Raw genomic sequence first — 16,829 nt, 5'->3', positions numbered from 1 at the left:
GTAGAGCATTGGTGATGGTCAATCTGTCCCGCCCGGACCTTCCCCTTCCGAGTGCAGCCGTCGCCGAACCCACCCCCCATGAACCTGACCCGGGTGGTCATTTCGGCGTGTACGGCGGCCGTTACGTCGCGGAGGCGTTGATGGCGGTGATCGAAGAGGTCACCGCCGCCTACGAGAAGGAACGCATCAACCCCGATTTCCTGGACACGCTGGACGACCTGCAGGCCAACTATGCCGGCCGGCCGTCGCCGCTGTACGAGGCCACCCGGCTGTCCGAGCACGCCGGTTCGGCGCGCATCTTCCTCAAACGAGAAGACTTGAACCACACCGGTTCTCACAAGATCAACAACGTCCTCGGTCAGGCGTTGCTGGCCAAGCGGATGGGCAAGAACCGGGTCATCGCCGAGACGGGCGCCGGGCAGCACGGCGTCGCCACCGCCACCGCGTGCGCCCTGCTGGGGCTGGAATGCGTCATCTACATGGGCGCCGTCGACACCGCGCGTCAGGCGCTCAACGTGGCGCGGATGCGGCTGCTGGGCGCCGAGGTCGTGTCGGTGCAGAGCGGCTCGAAAACGCTTAAAGACGCCATCAACGAGGCGTTTCGCGACTGGGTGACCAACGCCGACAACACCTATTACTGCTTCGGCACCGCGGCGGGCCCGCACCCCTTTCCGGCGATGGTGCGCGATTTCCAGCGCATCATCGGCCTGGAGGCACGCGTGCAGATCCAGGCTCAGGCGGGCCGGTTGCCCGACGCGGTGGTGGCCTGCGTCGGCGGCGGATCCAACGCCATCGGCATCTTCCACCCGTTCATCGACGATCCGGGAGTGCGCCTGGTCGGCTTCGAGGCGGCCGGTGACGGGGTCGAAACCGGAAGGCACGCGGCGACTTTCGCCGGTGGTTCGCCCGGCGCGTTCCAGGGCTCGTTCTCGTACCTGCTGCAGGACGAGGACGGCCAGACCATCGAATCCCATTCCATCTCAGCGGGTCTGGACTATCCCGGGGTGGGGCCCGAGCACGCGTATCTCAAAGAGATCGGGCGCGCCGAGTACCGGCCGATCACCGACGCGGAGGCGATGGACGCGTTCGCGCTGCTGTGCCGCACCGAGGGCATCATCCCGGCCATCGAATCGGCACACGCGGTGGCCGGCGCGGTGCAGTTGGGCTTGGAGTTGGGGCGGGGCGCGATCATCGTGGTGAACCTCTCGGGGCGGGGGGACAAGGACGTCGAGACGGCCGCGAAATGGTTCGGCCTGATGGGGCCGGGCGAGCGGTGACCGTGGAACAAAAACATGCCAGCAGGCTCGGGCCGGTCTTCGAGGCGTGCCGCAACGACAATCGCGCGGCCCTGATCGGCTACCTGCCCACCGGTTACCCCGACGTGCCGACCTCGGTGGACGGGATGCGCGCCCTGGTGGAATCCGGTTGTGACCTCATCGAAGTCGGGGTGCCCTATTCGGATCCGGGCATGGACGGGCCGACCATCGCCCGCGCCACCGAGGCCGCGCTGCAAGGGGGGGTGCGGGTGCGGGACACGCTCGCCGCGGTCGAGGCGATCAGCGCGGCCGGCGGGCGCGCCGTGGTGATGACCTACTGGAATCCCGTGTTGCGTTACGGGGTCGACGCGTTCGCGCGGGATCTCGCGTCGGCCGGCGGACACGGCCTGATCACCCCGGACCTCATCCCCGACGAAGCCGGACGGTGGCTGGCGGCAGCTGAGGAGCATCGGTTGGATCGCATTTTTCTGGTGGCGCCGTCGTCGACGCCGCAGCGCCTGGCGATGACGGTCGAGGCGTCGCGCGGATTCGTCTACGCTGCTTCCACGATGGGGGTAACCGGAGCGCGCGACGCCGTGTCGCACGCTGCGCCGGAATTGGTGCAGCGGGTCAAGGCGGTGTCGGACATACCGGTCGGCGTCGGCCTGGGGGTGCGGTCGCGGGAGCAGGCCGCCCAGATCGGCAGCTACGCCGACGGTGTCATCGTCGGTTCGGCGCTGGTGTCGGCGCTCCGAGACGGCGGGTTGCCCGCGTTGCGTGCGCTGACCGAGGAACTGGCCGCCGGCGTCCGGCAGCGGGCGGCGACCTGATGACGATGCCGCCGACGTACTTCCCCAGCCCGCCCCAGGGGGTGTGGCACCTCGGGCCGCTGCCCATCCGCGCCTACGCGTTGTTCATCATCATCGGCATCGTGGTGGCGCTGCTGATCGGCGACCGCCGGTGGGAGGTCCGCGGCGGCCAGCGCGGCGTCATCTATGACATCGCGTTGTGGGTCGTGCCGTTCGGGTTGGTGGGCGGCCGGCTGTATCACCTGGCCACCGACTGGCGAACGTACTGGGGCCCGGGCGGCGCCGGCATCGGTGCGGCCGTGCGCATTTGGGACGGCGGGCTGGGCATCTGGGGCGCGGTGGCGCTCGGTTGCGTGGGCGCGTGGATCGCCTGCCGGCGGCGCGGCATCCCGCTGCCCGCCTTCACCGACGCGGTGGCCCCCGGCCTCGTCCTGGCGCAGGCCATCGGACGGCTGGGCAACTACTTCAACCAGGAGCTCTACGGCCGCGAAACCACGCTGCCGTGGGGGCTGGAGATCTTCTATCGCCGAGACCCCTCGGGATACGTCGACCCGCACTCGTTGGACGGCGTCTCGACCGGGCAGGTGGCGCTCGTCGTGCAGCCGACGTTCCTGTACGAATTGATTTGGAACGTCCTGGTTTTCGCCATTCTGATCTACGCGGACCGGCGATTCACGCTCGGCCACGGGCGGCTGTTCGCGCTGTACGTGGCCAGCTATTGCATCGGGCGGTTCGGCGTCGAATTGCTGCGCGATGACACCGCCACGCACATCGCGGGCATCCGGATCAATTCGTTCACATCGACTTTCGTGTTCATCGGGGCCGTGGTGTACATCATGGTCGCGCCCAAGGGCCGAGAGGACCCCGAGAGCCTGCGTGGTAACGAGGAGGCCGCGGAGGAACCGGCGCGTGAGCTCGCGACGGTTGCCGCGGCCGGCACGTCGACCGCGACGGTTGCGGCGGCCGCCGAGGACGATGACGGCAAGGCGGACGAGGCCGAAGGCGCCGACGAACCCGAAGTCGCCGACGAGCACGAGGCCGAAGAGCCCGAAGCCGAAGAGCCCGAAGTCGCCGGCGAAGACGCCGACGAGGACGAGGCCGAAGAGCCCGAAGCTGAAGAGCCCGAAGCTAAAGAGACTGCGGCGGAAGAGCCCGAGGCAGAAGCGGAAGAGGCGGACGAGGCCGAACCCGAAGGGCCCGAAGAAGCCGAAGAACCCGAAGCCGAGGCCGAAGAGCCCGACGAAGCCGAAGCCGAAACCGAAGAAGCCGCAGAGCCCGAAGCCGACGAGCCCGAGCCAAAGCCGGCACATGACTCCGCCGAACCCGCCGCGACCGCCGAGCCGTACAAGGCAACCCGCAGCCGCTGGCGGCTGCGCAGGAACCGGCCGTAGCACCGCTGGCGGCCGGCGCGGTCTGGCATGCTGAGAGCGTGACGCAAACCGATTCCGCCGGACAACCGGTGGAACAGCGGCGTCAGCGCCGATACATCGCCGCGGGTACCGCGGTGGTGCTGGGCGGCGCGCTCGGCTACGTCGCCCTGGTAGACCCGCACAACACGAATTCGGTGTATCCGCAGTGCCCCTTCAAATGGCTCACCGGCTGGAATTGCCCGTTCTGCGGTGGCCTGCGCATGACGCACGACCTGCTGCACGGCGACCTGATCGCCGCCGTCAACGACAACATCTTCCTGCTGGTCGGCATCCCGATGCTGGCCGGATGGCTGCTGGTGCGCCGGCGCCGCGGCCAACCGGCGCTGTCAACGCCGGCCTGGCTGGCGATGGCGGTCGCCGTCATCGCGTGGACGGTGCTGCGTAACCTGCCCGGCTTTCCGCTGTTTCCCGCGGTTTAGCGTGGCCGATCGCTCACCTGGCAACACCCCGTTCCGTCGGACCGTGGGGGGCCCACCCGACTATGCTGGTTCGGCGTGAGTAGACGCGGGAAGATCGTCTGCACCCTTGGCCCTGCGACGAATTCGGACGAGCTGATTCTGGCGCTGGTCGAGGCGGGAATGGACGTCGCCCGGTTGAACTTCAGTCATGGCGACTACTCCGACCACAAGGCCGCCTACGAGCGGGTGCGGGCCGCGTCCGACACCACCGGGCGCGCGGTCGGTGTGCTCGCCGATCTGCAGGGACCCAAGATCCGGCTGGGGCGATTCGCCACCGGTTCCACGTACTGGGCCGACGGCGAAACCGTGTGCATCACCGTCGCGGATTGCGAGGGCACGCACGACCGGGTGTCGACCACCTACAAGAGGCTGGCCGAGGATGCGGTCGTCGGTGACCGGGTGCTGGTCGATGACGGCAACGTCGGTCTGGTCGTCGATGCGATCGACGGCGACGACGTTTTCTGCACCGTCGTCGAGGGCGGCCCGGTCAGCAACAACAAGGGCATGTCGCTGCCCGGCATGAACGTGTCCGCACCGGCCTTGTCGGAGAAGGACATCGAGGATCTCACGTTCGCGCTCGACCTCGGGGTCGACCTGGTCGCGCTGTCCTTCGTGCGCTCGCCGTCGGACGTCGAGCTGGTCCATGAGGTGATGGACCGGGTCGGCCGGCGGGTGCCGGTGATCGCCAAGCTGGAGAAGCCGGAGGCCGTCGACAATCTGGAAGCGATCGTGCTCGCGTTCGACGCCATCATGGTGGCGCGCGGCGACCTGGGCGTCGAGCTGCCGCTCGAGGAGGTGCCGCTGGTGCAGAAGCGGGCCATCCAGATGGCCCGGGAGAACGCCAAACCCGTCATCGTGGCGACCCAGATGCTCGAGTCGATGATCGAGAATTCCCGGCCGACGCGCGCCGAGGCCTCCGACGTCGCCAACGCCGTGCTCGACGGCGCGGACGCGGTGATGCTGTCCGGGGAGACGTCGGTGGGCAAGTACCCGCTGGCGGCCGTCCGCACCATGTCGCGCATCATCTGCGCCGTCGAGGACAACTCCACCGCCGCCCCGCCGCTGACGCACGTGCCGCGCACCAAGCGCGGGGTGATCTCCTACGCCGCCCGCGACATCGGCGAGCGCCTCGACGCCAAGGCGCTGGTCGCCTTCACCCAATCCGGGGACACCGTCAAGCGGCTGGCGCGCCTGCACACCCCATTGCCGCTGCTGGCCTTCACCGCCTGGCCCGAGGTGCGCAGCCAACTCGCCATGACCTGGGGCACCGAGACGTTCATCGTCCCGATGATGACCTCCACCGACGGCATGATCCGCCAGGTCGACAAGTCGTTGCTGGAACTCGGTCGCTACAAGCGCGGTGACCTGGTGGTGATCGTGGCCGGCGCGCCACCTGGCACAGTAGGGTCGACCAACCTCATCCACGTGCACCGGATCGGGGAGGACGACGTCTAGCCCGACGACGATGCGGTCCGTGTAGCGGACCGAGGAGGAGTCGGGCAATGAAGCTAGCCCGACCCGAAGGAGAGGCCGCGATCAGCACCAATTCTGATTTCGAGGAATTGCTGGCCATTCTCGACCTCAACCGGGTCGCCGACGACCGGTTCGTCGGGTCTCATCCCAGCAAGAACCCGATGCGGACATTCGGTGGTCAGCTGATGGCCCAATCGTTCGTGGCGAGCAGCCGCACGCTGGTTCGGGAGGACCTGCCGCCCAGCGCGCTGTCCGTGCACTTCATCAACGGCGGCGACACCGGCAAGGACCTCGAATTCCACGTCACCCGCCTGCGCGACGAGCGGCGCTTCGCCAATCGGCGCGTCGACGCCGTGCAGGACGGCATGCTGCTGTCGTCGGCGATGATCTCCTACATGGCGGGCGGCCGCGGCCTCGAACACGGCGTCGACCCGCCGCAGGTGGGGGAGCCCGAAACGCAGCCGCCGATCGGCGAGCTGCTGCGCGGTTACGAGGAGACCGTCCCGCACTTCGTCAACGCGCTGCAGCCGATCGAATGGCGCTACACCAACGACCCGGCCTGGGTGATGCGCGAGAAGGGCGATCGGCTCCCGCACAATCGCGTGTGGATGAAGGCCGGCGGCCCGCTGCCCGGTGACCCGGTCCTGCACACCGCCACCATGGTGTACTCCTCGGACACCACGGTGCTGGACTCCGTGATCACCACCCACGGGCTGTCCTGGGGGTTCGACCGCATCTTCGCCGCATCCGCCAACCATTCCGTCTGGTTTCACCGGCCGGTCAACTTCGACGACTGGGTGCTGTATTCGACGTCGTCGCCGGTGGCCGCGGACTCGCGCGGGCTGGGCACCGGTCACTTCTTCGATCGTTCCGGACAGCTGCTGGCGACGGTGGTGCAAGAAGGGGTGTTGAAATACTTTCCGCCGTCGGGCCGATAGACAGGGCGGAATACCCGCAGGACATCGGCGTGAATCGGGCCCGGCAGGGCCGGGATCGGGCGTAAGTTCGTAGCAGCCGGGTATTCGGTGCAGCGGCGGCAACCAGCCGCCCAGCTGGAGCGTCAGCGCATCGGGAGGTGAGTGTGAGCGGGCCGGTGGTCGACGTCTCAGCGAAGGCCCGCGCGCGCGAACGCGTGGTCGTCTCCGTCGATTCGCGGGCGGCCCGGCTGATCGGCGCGCTGGCCCTGTTGAGCGCCACCTGCTGGCTGGCCGAAATCCTGGTCCGCCACCACCACCAGCCGGCGTGGCACTACACCGATCGGTTGGCCTGGTCGCTGACGGTGCTGGTCGCGGTGGCGTGGATCGCCCGCGGCATTTTCCTCGGCCGTCCCGTGACGGCGTTGCACGCCGTCGCGGCGGCCCTGTTCGTGCTGGCGGGCCTCGGCCTGCACGTGCTGTCCTTCGACCTGCTTGGCGACCTGGTGATCGCCAGTTCGGGCATGGTGCTGATGTGGCCGACGTCGTCGCACCCGCGCCCCGAGGACCTGCCGCGGGTCTGGAAATTGATCCAGGCCACCAGGGACGACCCGCTCGCCCCGTTCACGATGCAGACCGGCAAGAGCTACCACTTCACCGCCGACGGCAACGCGGCGCTGGCCTACCGGACGCGCCTGGGCATCGCGGTGGTGAGCGGTGACCCGATCGGCGATGAGACGCGATTCCCCGAGCTGGTCGCCGACTTCGCCGCCATGTGCCACACCCACGGCTGGCGCATCGCGGTGGTCGGCTGCGGCGAGCGGCGGCTCGCCTTGTGGAACGACACCGCGGTGATCGGACAGTCGCTGCGCGCCGTGCCGATCGGGCGCGACGTGGTCGTCGACGTCACCCGGTTCGACATGGTGGGCCGCAAGTTCCGCAACCTGCGTCAGGCCGTCAAGCGTTCCCACAATTGCGGCGTCACCACCGAGATCGTCGCCGAACAGGAACTCGACGACAGGCGGCTCGCCGAGCTGACCGAGGTGGTGCGGTCGTCGAGCAAGGCGGCCCACGCCGACCGCGGCTTCCACATGAACCTGGACGGCGTGCTGGAGGGCCGGTTCCCGGGCATCCAGCTGATCATCGCCAGGGACGCCTCGGGCAAGGTGCAGGGATTTCACCGGTACGCGACGGCCGGCGGCGGCAGCGACATCACCCTCGACGTGCCGTGGCGCCGGCGCGGGGCGCCCAACGGCATCGACGAACGGCTCAGCATCGACATGATCATGGCCGGCAAAGCGAGTGGGGCACAACGGCTTTCGCTCGCGTTCGCGGCCTTCCCGGAGATCTTCGACGAAAAGAACCGCAGCCGCCTGCAGCGGGTCTTTTATCGGTTGATCCATGTCCTCGACCCGTTGATCGCGCTCGAGTCGCTGTACCGGTACGTGCGCAAGTTCCACGCGCTGGATGCCCGGCGCTACGCGCTGGTCTCGATGACTCAGATCGTCCAGCTGTTGATCGTGCTGCTGTCGCTGGAGTTCATGCCGCGCCGGCGGCATCTCTGAGCGCATCGATGTGCAGCCGGCGACAGCCGATGTCGTCGGGCAAGTGATGAGTCGCCACCACCACGGTCCGATCGGCCGGCAACAGGGCGGCCGCCGGCCCCAGCAGCTCGCGCAGGATCGGTTCCGCGTCGGCGGCGTCCAGATGCTCGGTCGGCTCGTCGAGCAACACGATTCGGGCGGGTGAGAGCACGGCCCGCGCCAGCAGCAGGCGCCGGCGCTGACCGCCCGAAAGCCCTTGTACGCCACCGGTCAACACCGTCGACAGGCCGTCGGGCAAACCGGCGAGCCAGCCCCCCAGCCCGACGGCGTCCAGCGCGGCCGCCAACTCGTCGTCGCGGCAGTCGCCGCGGGCGACCAGCAGGTTGTCCCGGACGGTGGTGGCGAACAGGTGCGCGTCCTCGGCGAAAAAGCTGACGGCGCGGCGCAAGTCGTCCTCGTCGAACTCGGTCAGGTCGGTGCCGTCGAGCGTCACCCGCCCCTGCAGCGGCGGCAGCAGGCCGGCGAGGGTCATCAACAGCGTGGTCTTGCCGGATCCGCTGGGGCCGGTGACGGCCAGCCGCGAACCCGGCGGCAGGTCCAGCGTGACGCGGTTCGACCAAGCCGCGGCGTGGCCGGACCGGATGTCGGCGGACAGCACGGCGGCGGGCCCGGGCGGGGCCGCGGTGGGCTTTCCGGGTTCCGGGGGGTCGGTCGCGGTCAGGTCGAGCAGCCGGCGCGCGGCGATGCGCGAGCGCGTCAGCTGGACCGCGGCGGCCGGCAGGGGGGTCATCGCCTCGAACGCGGACAGCGGCAACAACATCAGGACGGCCAGCGTGGTGGGCGCGACCGAGGGTGCCAAAGCGATCCCGGCCAGCACCGCGCCCAGCACGCTGGCCCCGATCGCGGCCGTCGGCACGGCTTCGGCGACGGCGGCCGGCCTCGCGGCCGCGTCGAGGGCCGCACCCCAGGCCCGTTGGCCGCGTTGAGATTCGGCGATCACGTGGGGCAGCAGCCCCGCGACGCGAAGCTCGGGCGCGTGTTCCAGAGCTATCATCGCCGAGGTGTCACGCTCGGAATGATGCTGCCGGGCAACGATTTCCTGCCTGGCCGCCGCGTTGGCGGCCAGCCGCGGGGCGACGACGCCCGCGATGAGCAGGCAGACCGCCAGCACCGCCGCGGCGGGCGGCGAGATCACCGCGGCCACCGCGGTCGCCGCCAGCGCCAGCACCGCCGCGACCCCGATCGGCACCACGGCGCGCACCAACACGTTGGCCAGCTCTTCGACGTCGGAGCCCACCCGGGTGACCAGTTCGCCGCTGTGCAGCCGGACGGTGGCCGCCGCCGGTCCGTGGGCCAGCCGGTGATAGATCCCCGTGCGGGCGCTACCGGCCGCGCGCAGCGCGGCGTCGTGGGTCACCAATCGCTCGCAGTAGTGCAGCACGCCCCGCGAAATCGCGAACGCGCGCACCGCGACGGCCGCGATCGACAGGTCCAGCACGGGCGGCATCTGCCAGGCCCGCGTGATGAGCCAGGCCGACACGCCGGCCAGCGCCAGCGCGCTGCCCAGCGACAGCGCGCCCAGCGCGACCGCCGCCAGCATGCGGGGGAGCCGCGGGCGCAGCAGCGGCAGGGCGGACAACAGCGGATCAGACCGGGGCATAACGCGCCCCCCTGCCGGCGGCCACCTCCACCACCCGGTCACCGATGGCCAGCACCGGTGCGCGGTGCCCGACGACCACCACGGTGGCGCCGGAACGGGCGCGGTCCACGATGGCCCGCAGCACCCGTTCCTCGGCGCGGGCGTCCAGGTGCGCGGTGGGCTCGTCGAGCAACAGCACGGCCGCGGACGACCCGAGCACCCGGGCCAGGCCGAGCCGCTGTCGCTGACCCAGCGACAGGCCGACGCCGCCGCGGCCGAGCGCGGTGTCCAGCCCGTCGGGCAGGTCGGCCAGTACCGCATCGAAATCCGCTGCAGCGCAGGCACTTTCGAGATCACGGAGGTCGCCGAAGAGCGCGAGGTTGTCCCGGACGGTGCCCGGGATCAGCGCCGGGCGTTGCGGCAGCCAGGACAGCTGGCGCCACCACGCGCCCGGCTCGAGATCGGCCACGTCGATGCCGCCCACCGTGACCCGGCCCGATGACGGCGCGGTGATACCGATGATCGCCTGCACCGCCGTGCTTTTGCCGGCGCCGTTGCGCCCGGTCAGCACCGTCACCGAGCCCGGCTCGATGAGCGCGGTGAGCCCGCACGGCGCGTCGCCGTCGCGCCCGGCCACGCCGAGCGCCTCGAGGCGGATCTCGGCGCCGCGGGCGGTCACCGTCCGATGTGGCGTCGTCGTTCGGGCCGGCTCGCCGATGAGCGCGAAGGCCCGGTCGGCGGCGGTCCTGCCGTCCTGCGCGGCATGGAATTCCACGCCGATCCGGCGCAACGGCCAATAGACATCGGGTGCCAGCAACAGCACCGTAAGGCCGGTCGCCAGCGTCATCTCGCCGAACACCAGCCGCAGCCCGATCCCCACCGCGATCAGCGCGACCCCGAGTGTCGCCAGAAGTTCCAGCACCAGCGCCGACAGGAAGGCGATCCGCAGCGTCGCCATGGCCGAGCGGCGATGCGCCGCAGCGAGTTCGGCGATGCGGCGCTCCGGGCCCCGGCCGCGGCCGAGGGCCCGCAGCGTGGGGATCCCGGCGATGAGATCGAGCAACCGCCCCTGCAGCGTCGTCATGGCGGCCAGGGCCGCCGCGGACCGGTCGGCCGTCGCCAGGCCGATCAGCACCATGAAGATCGGGATGAGCGGCAGGGTGATCGCCACGATGGCCGCCGACTTGAGGTCGTACACCGCGATCACGGCGACCGTCGCCGGGGTCAGGATCGCGGCGAGCAGCAACGTCGGCAGGTACCCGGTGAAGTAGGGCCGCAGGCCGTCGAGACCCCGGGTGACCACCACCGCGGCGGCATCCCGTTGGGCGGCGAGCTCACCGGGCTGGCGGGCGGTCACCGCCGTCAGCACCTGACCGGACAGGTCGGCGATGACGGCGCTGGCGCCCCGCTGGCCCAACCGCGCTTGCAGCCAGTGCGCGACCGTGCGAATGGTCCACAGCAGCACCAGAATCGACAACGGGCCGAGCCAGGCCCGCAGACCGGGCGCCCCGTGATCGCTCACCGCGCGGGCGACCACGCGCGCCAGCACGATCGCCGAGCCGATCGCGCAGCCGGAGATCACCACGCCGCAACAGACCGTGGCGCTCAGGTAGCGGCGCAAGGCCGTCGATGCCCGCCAGAGCCGCGGGTCCACGGGGCCCCGCGCTCGCGAGCCGGGTGCGCTCAGGACGCGCGCCTCGCCAGCCCGATGGACGGCGGTATCCGATCCGCGGAAATCCGTTGCCGGAACACCCAATACGACCATGCCTGGTAGACCACCGTCAGCGGGGCCATGAACGCGGTCACCCACGTCATCACCTTGAGGGTGTACGGCGTCGACGAGGCGTTGTAGATCGTCAGGCTCCATTGCTTGTTCAGCGTGGAGGGCACCAGGTTGGGGTAGAGCGCGCCGAACAACAGGATCACCACCGCCACAACGACCATCGCGGTGCTCGCGAACGCCCAGCCGTCGGAGGCGCGCCGCCAGACCAGCAGCACGGCGGTCAGCTGCGCCACCACCGCGACCGCCAGCACCAGCCAGGTCCACTGCTTGCCGTAGGCCAGCTGCGTCCAGATCCCGAATCCCGCCACCAGTGCGGTCGCCGGGACCGACAGCCACACCGCCAGCCGGTGGGCGTCGTCGCGGATGGAGCCGGAGGTCTTCAGCGAGATGAACACCGCGCCGTAGAACAGAAACAGCCCGGCCGTCGCCAAGCCGCCCAACAGGGTGTAGGCGTTGAGCACGTCGGTGACCGACAGGTGGACGTGGCCGGTCGCGTCCACGGGGAGGCCGCGGACCAGGATGGCGAACGCCACGCCCCACAGGATGGCGGGCAGCCAGGAACCGGCGGCGATGCCGAAATCGGCCCAGCCCCGCCACTTCGTGTCGTCGACCTTGCCGCGCCACTCGATCGCCACCGCGCGCAAGATCATGCCGAACAGGATGGCCAGCAGCGGAAGATACAGCGTGGAGAACACCGTGGCGTACCAGCCGGGGAACGCGGCGAACATCGCTGCGCCGCCGACGATCAGCCACACCTCGTTGCCGTCCCACACCGGACCGATCGTGTTGAGCGCCGTGCGCCGGATGGGTTCGGCCTCGCCGACGCCGACCCGGGCGAGCGGTTCCATCAGCATGCCCACGCCGAAGTCGAAGCCCTCCAGGACGAAGAAACCGAGGAACAGCAACCCGATGATGCCGAACCACAACTGCTGCAGTCCCATCGGTCAGCTCCTTTCCGTGCTCGGGCCTAGTAGGCGAACGAAAGCGGCGCCACCTCGTCGTCGCCGGGTGCCGGCGCGGGGGCCGGTTCGGCGTCGTGTTCCCGCGGGCCCTCGGTGATGTACCGCTTGAGCAACCAGAACCACAGGACCGCGAGCACCGCGTAGACGAGGGTGAAGGTGACCAGCGAGGTGATGACCATGCCGGGAGCCAGGTGTGAGACGGCCTCCCGGACGGTGAACCGAACCTGTTGGTCCCCGGTCGGATTCGGCGCGACGATCCATGGCTGCCTGCCCATCTCGGTGAACACCCACCCGGAGATGTTCGCCAGGAACGGCGTGGGAATGGTCACCAGCGTCAGCCACGACAGCCATCGCTGGTTGGGCACCCGGCCGCCGCGGGTGAGCCACAGCGCCGCCAGCGCGAACAACACCGGGACGGCGAGGAACCCGATCATCGCGCGGAACGACCAGTAGGTGACGAACAGGTTGGGCCGGTAGTCATTTGGGCCGAACCGACCCTCGAAGTCCTGCTGGATGTTCCGGACGCCCTGCAGCGTCACGTCGCTGGTCCGGCCCTCGGCGAGGAACGGCAACACGTAGGGCACCTCGATCACGCGGGTGATGCTGTCGCAGTTGTTGTGCGTGCCGACGGTGAGGATGGAGAAGTCCGGATCGGTTGCGGTGCTGCACAACGACTCCGCCGACGCCATCTTCATCGGTTGCTGCACGAACATCAGCTTGCCCTGGCGGTCGCCGGTGAAGAACAGGCCGGCCGCGGCGAGCAGCACCACCCAGCAGCCGAGGATCGCCGTCGGGCGGAACATGGTGCGCGCATCCGATTCACCGGCAGGGGTCGCCGTCGCCGGGCGCCGTGACCGGACCAGGAACCACGCGCTGACCGCCGCGACGAACGTCCCGGCGGTCAGCAGCGCGCCGGTGACGGTGTGCGTAAACGCCCACCGCGCAGTGTTATTGCCAAGCAGCGCGGTGATGCTGTCCAGCTCGGCGCGATGCGTCGCCGGGTTGTAGTGCGCGCCGACCGGGTGCTGCATGAACGAGTTCGCCACGATGATGAAGAAGGCGGACACGTTCACACCGATCGCGACGATCCAGATGCAGGCGAGGTGGATCAGCTTCGGCAGCCGGCCCCACCCGAAGATCCACAACCCGATGAACGTCGACTCGAAGAAGAAGGCGAACAGGCCTTCCATCGCCAGCGGCGCGCCGAAGATGTCGCCGACGAACCGCGAATACTCGCTCCAGTTCATCCCGAACTGGAATTCCTGGACGATCCCCGTCGCCACGCCGATGGCGAAGTTGATCAGGAACACCTTGCCGAAGAACTTCGTGAGGCGGTACCACGCGGTGTTGCCGGTGGCCACCCACACCGTCTGCATGACGGCCAGCAGCGGCGCCAAACCGATGGTGAGCGGCACGAAGATGAAGTGGTAGACGGTAGTGATACCGAACTGCCACCGCGAAATATCGACGACATTCATCTGCCATCTCCCGAAACTGCGGAGCCGTACGCACGGCTACTACGAAGTGTAGTAGAAGTGCCGGGGCCGGCGCTACCGGTCGCCCCTCAACCGGTCAGCGTCTGCGAAGCCTTGCGGATGCCGAAGGAGGAAATGATCTCGAAAATGCCGATCACCACGAACCACACGCCGACCACGAGCGCCAGCGTCACAATCGATTCCAGCGGCGAAGCGAGGACCACGATGCCGGCGAGCAGACTGATCACGCCGATGAAAATCGTCCAGCCCCGGCCGGGTAGGAGCGGGTCCTGGATGGCCGAGATCGTCGTGCCGACGCCGCGGAAGATGAACCCGATGCCAATCCAGATGGCCAGCAACAGGATTGCGTAGCCCTGACCGAAATGGCGAAACGCCAACAGCGCCAGGATGAGTGAGGCGGCACCGCTGATGAACAACAGGATCCGGCTGCCCGCCGAGACATGCAGGCTGAAGGCGAAGAACACCTGTGCGGCGCCGGTGATCAGCAGGTAGACGCCGAAGGCGGTCGCGGCCACGACGATGGATATTCCGGGCCACGCCAGCACCAGGACGCCGAGGGTCAGCGACAGAATTCCCGACAACAGGGCCGATTTCCACAGGTGCGGCAACAGACTTGGAGCGGGGGGAGGTCCAGGTGTGGTTTGCATGGCCGCAGTGTGACACAAACGCCGCCCCCGGTATAGGGCACTTGGGTTACACGTTGGCGGTGCGCGAATCCGCGGCCAGCAGATCGGTGGTCACGTCGGTGGTTTCGCTGGGCGCCTTGCGCCCGATCAGGTACCAGGTGCGCATCAGGCCTTTGCCTTTGACGTCGATGTGGCCGCGCTCCTGCAGCACGAACTCGTCCCGCAGGCGCTCGTACATGGCCTCGGGCACCTGAATTCGGCCTGCCGAGTCGGTGGATTCCATCCGGGACGCGACGTTGACCGCGTCGCCCCACACGTCATAGAAGAAGCGGCGGGACCCCACGACACCGGCGACCACCGGCCCGCACGCCATCCCCACCCGCAGCGGAACCGGGTTGCCGTGCGGATCCTGAAGTCCGGCCACAACATTGGCCATGTCGAGCGCGAAGTCCGCGAGCGCCTGGGCATGGTCGGGCCGGGGGCGGGGAACGCCGCTGACCACCATGTAGGAATCGCCGCTGACTTTGATCTTCTCGAGCCCGTGCTTGTCGACGAGTGCGTCGAAGGCGCTGTAGAGGTGGTCGAGGAAGCGCACCAGCTCCGCCGGTGCCGTGCCGCTGGCCCGCTCCGTGAAGCCGACGATGTCGGCGAACAACACGGAGGCTTCGTCGTACTTGTCGGCGATGATGCCGCGGCCGGGCTCCTTGAGCCGCTCGGCGATGCTGGCCGGCAACATGTTGGCCAGCAGCGCCTCCGAGCGCTCGTACTGCGCCTCCATCACGGCCTCGGCGCGCGCGGTGTCGCGCAGGGCGAACCACACGGTGACGACGACCATCACCACGCTGGACACCGTCGTGACGACGAACCCGGCCGCCTGGACCCAGGCCGGCTGCAGCCCGGTGTCGCGGGGGATCAGGAACTCGACGGCGATGATCAGGCCGGCGGCGACCGCGGCGAGCGCGGACGCCAACACGATGTGTTCGATTCCCAGCAGCAGCACGACGATGCACGCGCCCACCAGGAAGAAGAACTCGGCCCCCGAACCGGTGCCGACGTCGACACAGCTGGCAAACACCGACACGTAGGCCGCGCCCAGGAAGGTAAGCGGCGCAACCAGTTCGCCGAACCGCTGCAGCCACGGGACCATCGCGAAGACCATGGCGCCGAGGACGTTGATCGAACTGACCTGCCACAGCCACGTGCCGCTGAGGATCTGCACCAGCACGAAGCTCACGCTCACCATGACGGCGAGCCACGCGGTGATGGTCAGGATCCGGGCCCGGCGGGCGGCGCTGGCCGCGTAGTGCTGATTGCGGTCGCGCGTCTGCGCCCGCACCGCTGCCACGCAGTCGGGGCGGCTCGTTGAGCCATCTGCCACCGGTGGGGCGCCGCACTTCTTAGCCGCCACGCTGACAGCGTAACGCTGACCTCGGTGTTTGTCGGCCCCTGGACCGAGGAAACGCGGCCGCGGCGCCGGGGCGGAGGCCGCTTTGGCGCCCGGCCGTATCGGGTGCAAAAAAATTCCCAAAAAAATTTGCGTTTGGGGGGTTTCAAAATTTGTCCGAAGTGTTATTAAACATATGTCGGGCTGTGAAGTGGGTCACGTGTTCCTCTAACCAAAGGGGCGCATCATGGGGATTCTCAGCAGGAAGATCGGGCTCGTGCTGGTCCTGGCGGGAATTGCGATGGCGACCCCCGCGTGCGGGGTGGGATGTGGCGGCGCGGCCTCGTTGTTGCGAGTGGCAACCGACTCCATGCAGAGTGATCCGATGCAGGTCAACGTGGTGCACTCCGAAGAACAGGTGTGCATCAGCCGCTGACGAGGCGGCTCGCCTGGGCCCCTGGGAAAGGGCCCGCGGCGACGGTCGAGTTCCGGATCTTTTGCCCGCGGGGTGGGGTCGGTCGCCAATAAATTCGGCCCGCGGGTGCCGCCGCCGCGAAATAAATTGAATTCATCGCGCGCGCCGAATTTCGCGCCCGGTGGTAAATGCGCGGAGTATTCAAATTCGCGGAAGTCCATACCTTTGGCACGCATTTGGCGGTATTTACCGCATCCACGCTTTGGCGTGGCTGGAGAGCCGGGACTTGAGTACCGGAAAGCGGCCGGCTAGCCACGAGCCGGTTTGCCGGGTGCGGGGGCGGGGAGGCGCCGATTGCGAACGAGCGGCGAGTGCCGTCGTGGTGCCCTCGGTGAGATTCGAACTCACACTGGACGGGTTTTGAATCCGTTTCCTCTGCCAGTTGGGATACGAGGGCTGGCCGGCCTCCTACCTTAGAGGCAGCCTCCCACCATAGAGGATCGGGCGCGGGCGGCCGCCTGACCGCCCCCGAGGTCGCTGGTTCGAGGCGTTCACGACACAATGTCCGTCATGACAGGCCCCACGACCGACACCGACGCCGCCGTGCCGCGCCGGGTCCTGATCCTGTCTCTTATACACA

Annotated in this window: 13 protein-coding genes, 1 tRNA gene and 1 pseudogene; 8 read left to right on the top strand and 7 right to left on the bottom strand. The window is 68.8% G+C overall.

Translation table 11 applies throughout. The features are described 5' to 3' along the window. The first annotated feature begins 14 nt into the window (after positions 1–14). The 7 genes from trpB to WU80_RS09900 all read left to right on the top strand — a co-directional run bounded on the left by trpB (position 15) and on the right by WU80_RS09900 (position 7,905). On the top strand, positions 15–1,277 hold the full coding sequence (gene trpB / locus WU80_RS09930; protein WP_055404127.1) for a tryptophan synthase subunit beta: 1,263 nt from the start codon (positions 15–17) through the stop codon (positions 1,275–1,277). Next, positions 1,274–2,086, top strand: a complete 813-nt coding sequence (gene trpA / locus WU80_RS09925) for a tryptophan synthase subunit alpha (RefSeq protein WP_055404128.1) — start codon at positions 1,274–1,276, stop codon at positions 2,084–2,086. Before trpB ends, trpA begins: the two co-directional genes overlap by 4 nt. Continuing rightward, complete coding sequence (locus WU80_RS09920; RefSeq protein ID WP_055404129.1) at positions 2,086–3,456, top strand: prolipoprotein diacylglyceryl transferase; 1,371 nt, start codon at positions 2,086–2,088, stop codon at positions 3,454–3,456. The genes trpA and WU80_RS09920 overlap by 1 nt, the downstream gene beginning before the upstream one ends. 38 nt (positions 3,457–3,494) lie before the next feature. Then, the gene (locus WU80_RS09915; protein ID WP_055404130.1) at positions 3,495–3,914 is read left to right on the top strand and encodes a DUF2752 domain-containing protein; all 420 of its coding nucleotides are present in this window, start codon (positions 3,495–3,497) and stop codon (positions 3,912–3,914) included. A gap of 75 nt (positions 3,915–3,989) precedes the next feature. After that, on the top strand, positions 3,990–5,408 hold the full coding sequence (gene pyk, locus WU80_RS09910; protein WP_055404131.1) for a pyruvate kinase: 1,419 nt from the start codon (positions 3,990–3,992) through the stop codon (positions 5,406–5,408). Positions 5,409–5,455: 47 nt separating this feature from the next. Continuing rightward, on the top strand, positions 5,456–6,364 hold the full coding sequence (locus tag WU80_RS09905) for an acyl-CoA thioesterase II (RefSeq protein WP_055404132.1): 909 nt from the start codon (positions 5,456–5,458) through the stop codon (positions 6,362–6,364). Between the two features lie 143 nt (positions 6,365–6,507). Next, complete coding sequence (locus tag WU80_RS09900) at positions 6,508–7,905, top strand: bifunctional lysylphosphatidylglycerol flippase/synthetase MprF (protein ID WP_055404133.1); 1,398 nt, start codon at positions 6,508–6,510, stop codon at positions 7,903–7,905. Here WU80_RS09900 and cydC read toward each other — a convergent pair. From cydC to WU80_RS09870, 6 genes and pseudogenes are all read right to left on the bottom strand, one after another. Beyond that, a pseudogene (gene cydC, locus WU80_RS09895) lies at positions 7,839–9,544 on the bottom strand (thiol reductant ABC exporter subunit CydC). The gene WU80_RS09900 and the pseudogene cydC sit on opposite strands and share 67 nt — an antisense overlap. After that, positions 9,531–11,144: a thiol reductant ABC exporter subunit CydD gene (gene cydD, locus WU80_RS09890; protein WP_055404135.1), complete on the bottom strand. Its 1,614-nt coding sequence runs from the start codon at positions 11,142–11,144 to the stop codon at positions 9,531–9,533. Before cydD ends, cydC begins: the two are co-directional and overlap by 14 nt. A gap of 62 nt (positions 11,145–11,206) precedes the next feature. After that, on the bottom strand, positions 11,207–12,247 hold the full coding sequence (gene cydB / locus WU80_RS09885; RefSeq protein ID WP_055404136.1) for a cytochrome d ubiquinol oxidase subunit II: 1,041 nt from the start codon (positions 12,245–12,247) through the stop codon (positions 11,207–11,209). Positions 12,248–12,273: 26 nt separating this feature from the next. Then, entirely contained in the window at positions 12,274–13,746 is a 1,473-nt protein-coding gene (locus tag WU80_RS09880) for a cytochrome ubiquinol oxidase subunit I (protein ID WP_055404137.1), read from the bottom strand. Between the two features lie 86 nt (positions 13,747–13,832). Then, the gene (locus WU80_RS09875; protein ID WP_156349627.1) at positions 13,833–14,429 is read right to left on the bottom strand and encodes an HdeD family acid-resistance protein; all 597 of its coding nucleotides are present in this window, start codon (positions 14,427–14,429) and stop codon (positions 13,833–13,835) included. A gap of 28 nt (positions 14,430–14,457) precedes the next feature. Further along, positions 14,458–15,798 carry an adenylate/guanylate cyclase domain-containing protein gene (locus WU80_RS09870; RefSeq protein WP_055404138.1) on the bottom strand — a complete coding sequence of 447 codons (1,341 nt, stop codon included), beginning with the start codon at positions 15,796–15,798 and terminating at the stop codon, positions 14,458–14,460. Positions 15,799–16,021: 223 nt separating this feature from the next. Between WU80_RS09870 and WU80_RS09865 the strand changes: the two genes are divergently transcribed. Continuing rightward, complete coding sequence (locus WU80_RS09865) at positions 16,022–16,210, top strand: hypothetical protein (protein ID WP_055404139.1); 189 nt, start codon at positions 16,022–16,024, stop codon at positions 16,208–16,210. A gap of 359 nt (positions 16,211–16,569) precedes the next feature. On the opposite strand, the gene WU80_RS09860 is transcribed toward WU80_RS09865, so the two are convergent. Then, positions 16,570–16,646: transfer RNA gene (locus WU80_RS09860), tRNA-Leu, on the bottom strand. Between the last annotated feature and the right edge of the window lie 183 nt (positions 16,647–16,829).

The sequence above is a fragment of the Mycobacterium sp. UM_11 genome, from assembly GCF_001414075.1.
Taxonomy (GTDB): domain Bacteria; phylum Actinomycetota; class Actinomycetes; order Mycobacteriales; family Mycobacteriaceae; genus Mycobacterium.
The sequence above is the reverse complement of the archived record's forward strand: the minus strand, read 5'-3'. Positions and strand labels throughout refer to the sequence as shown.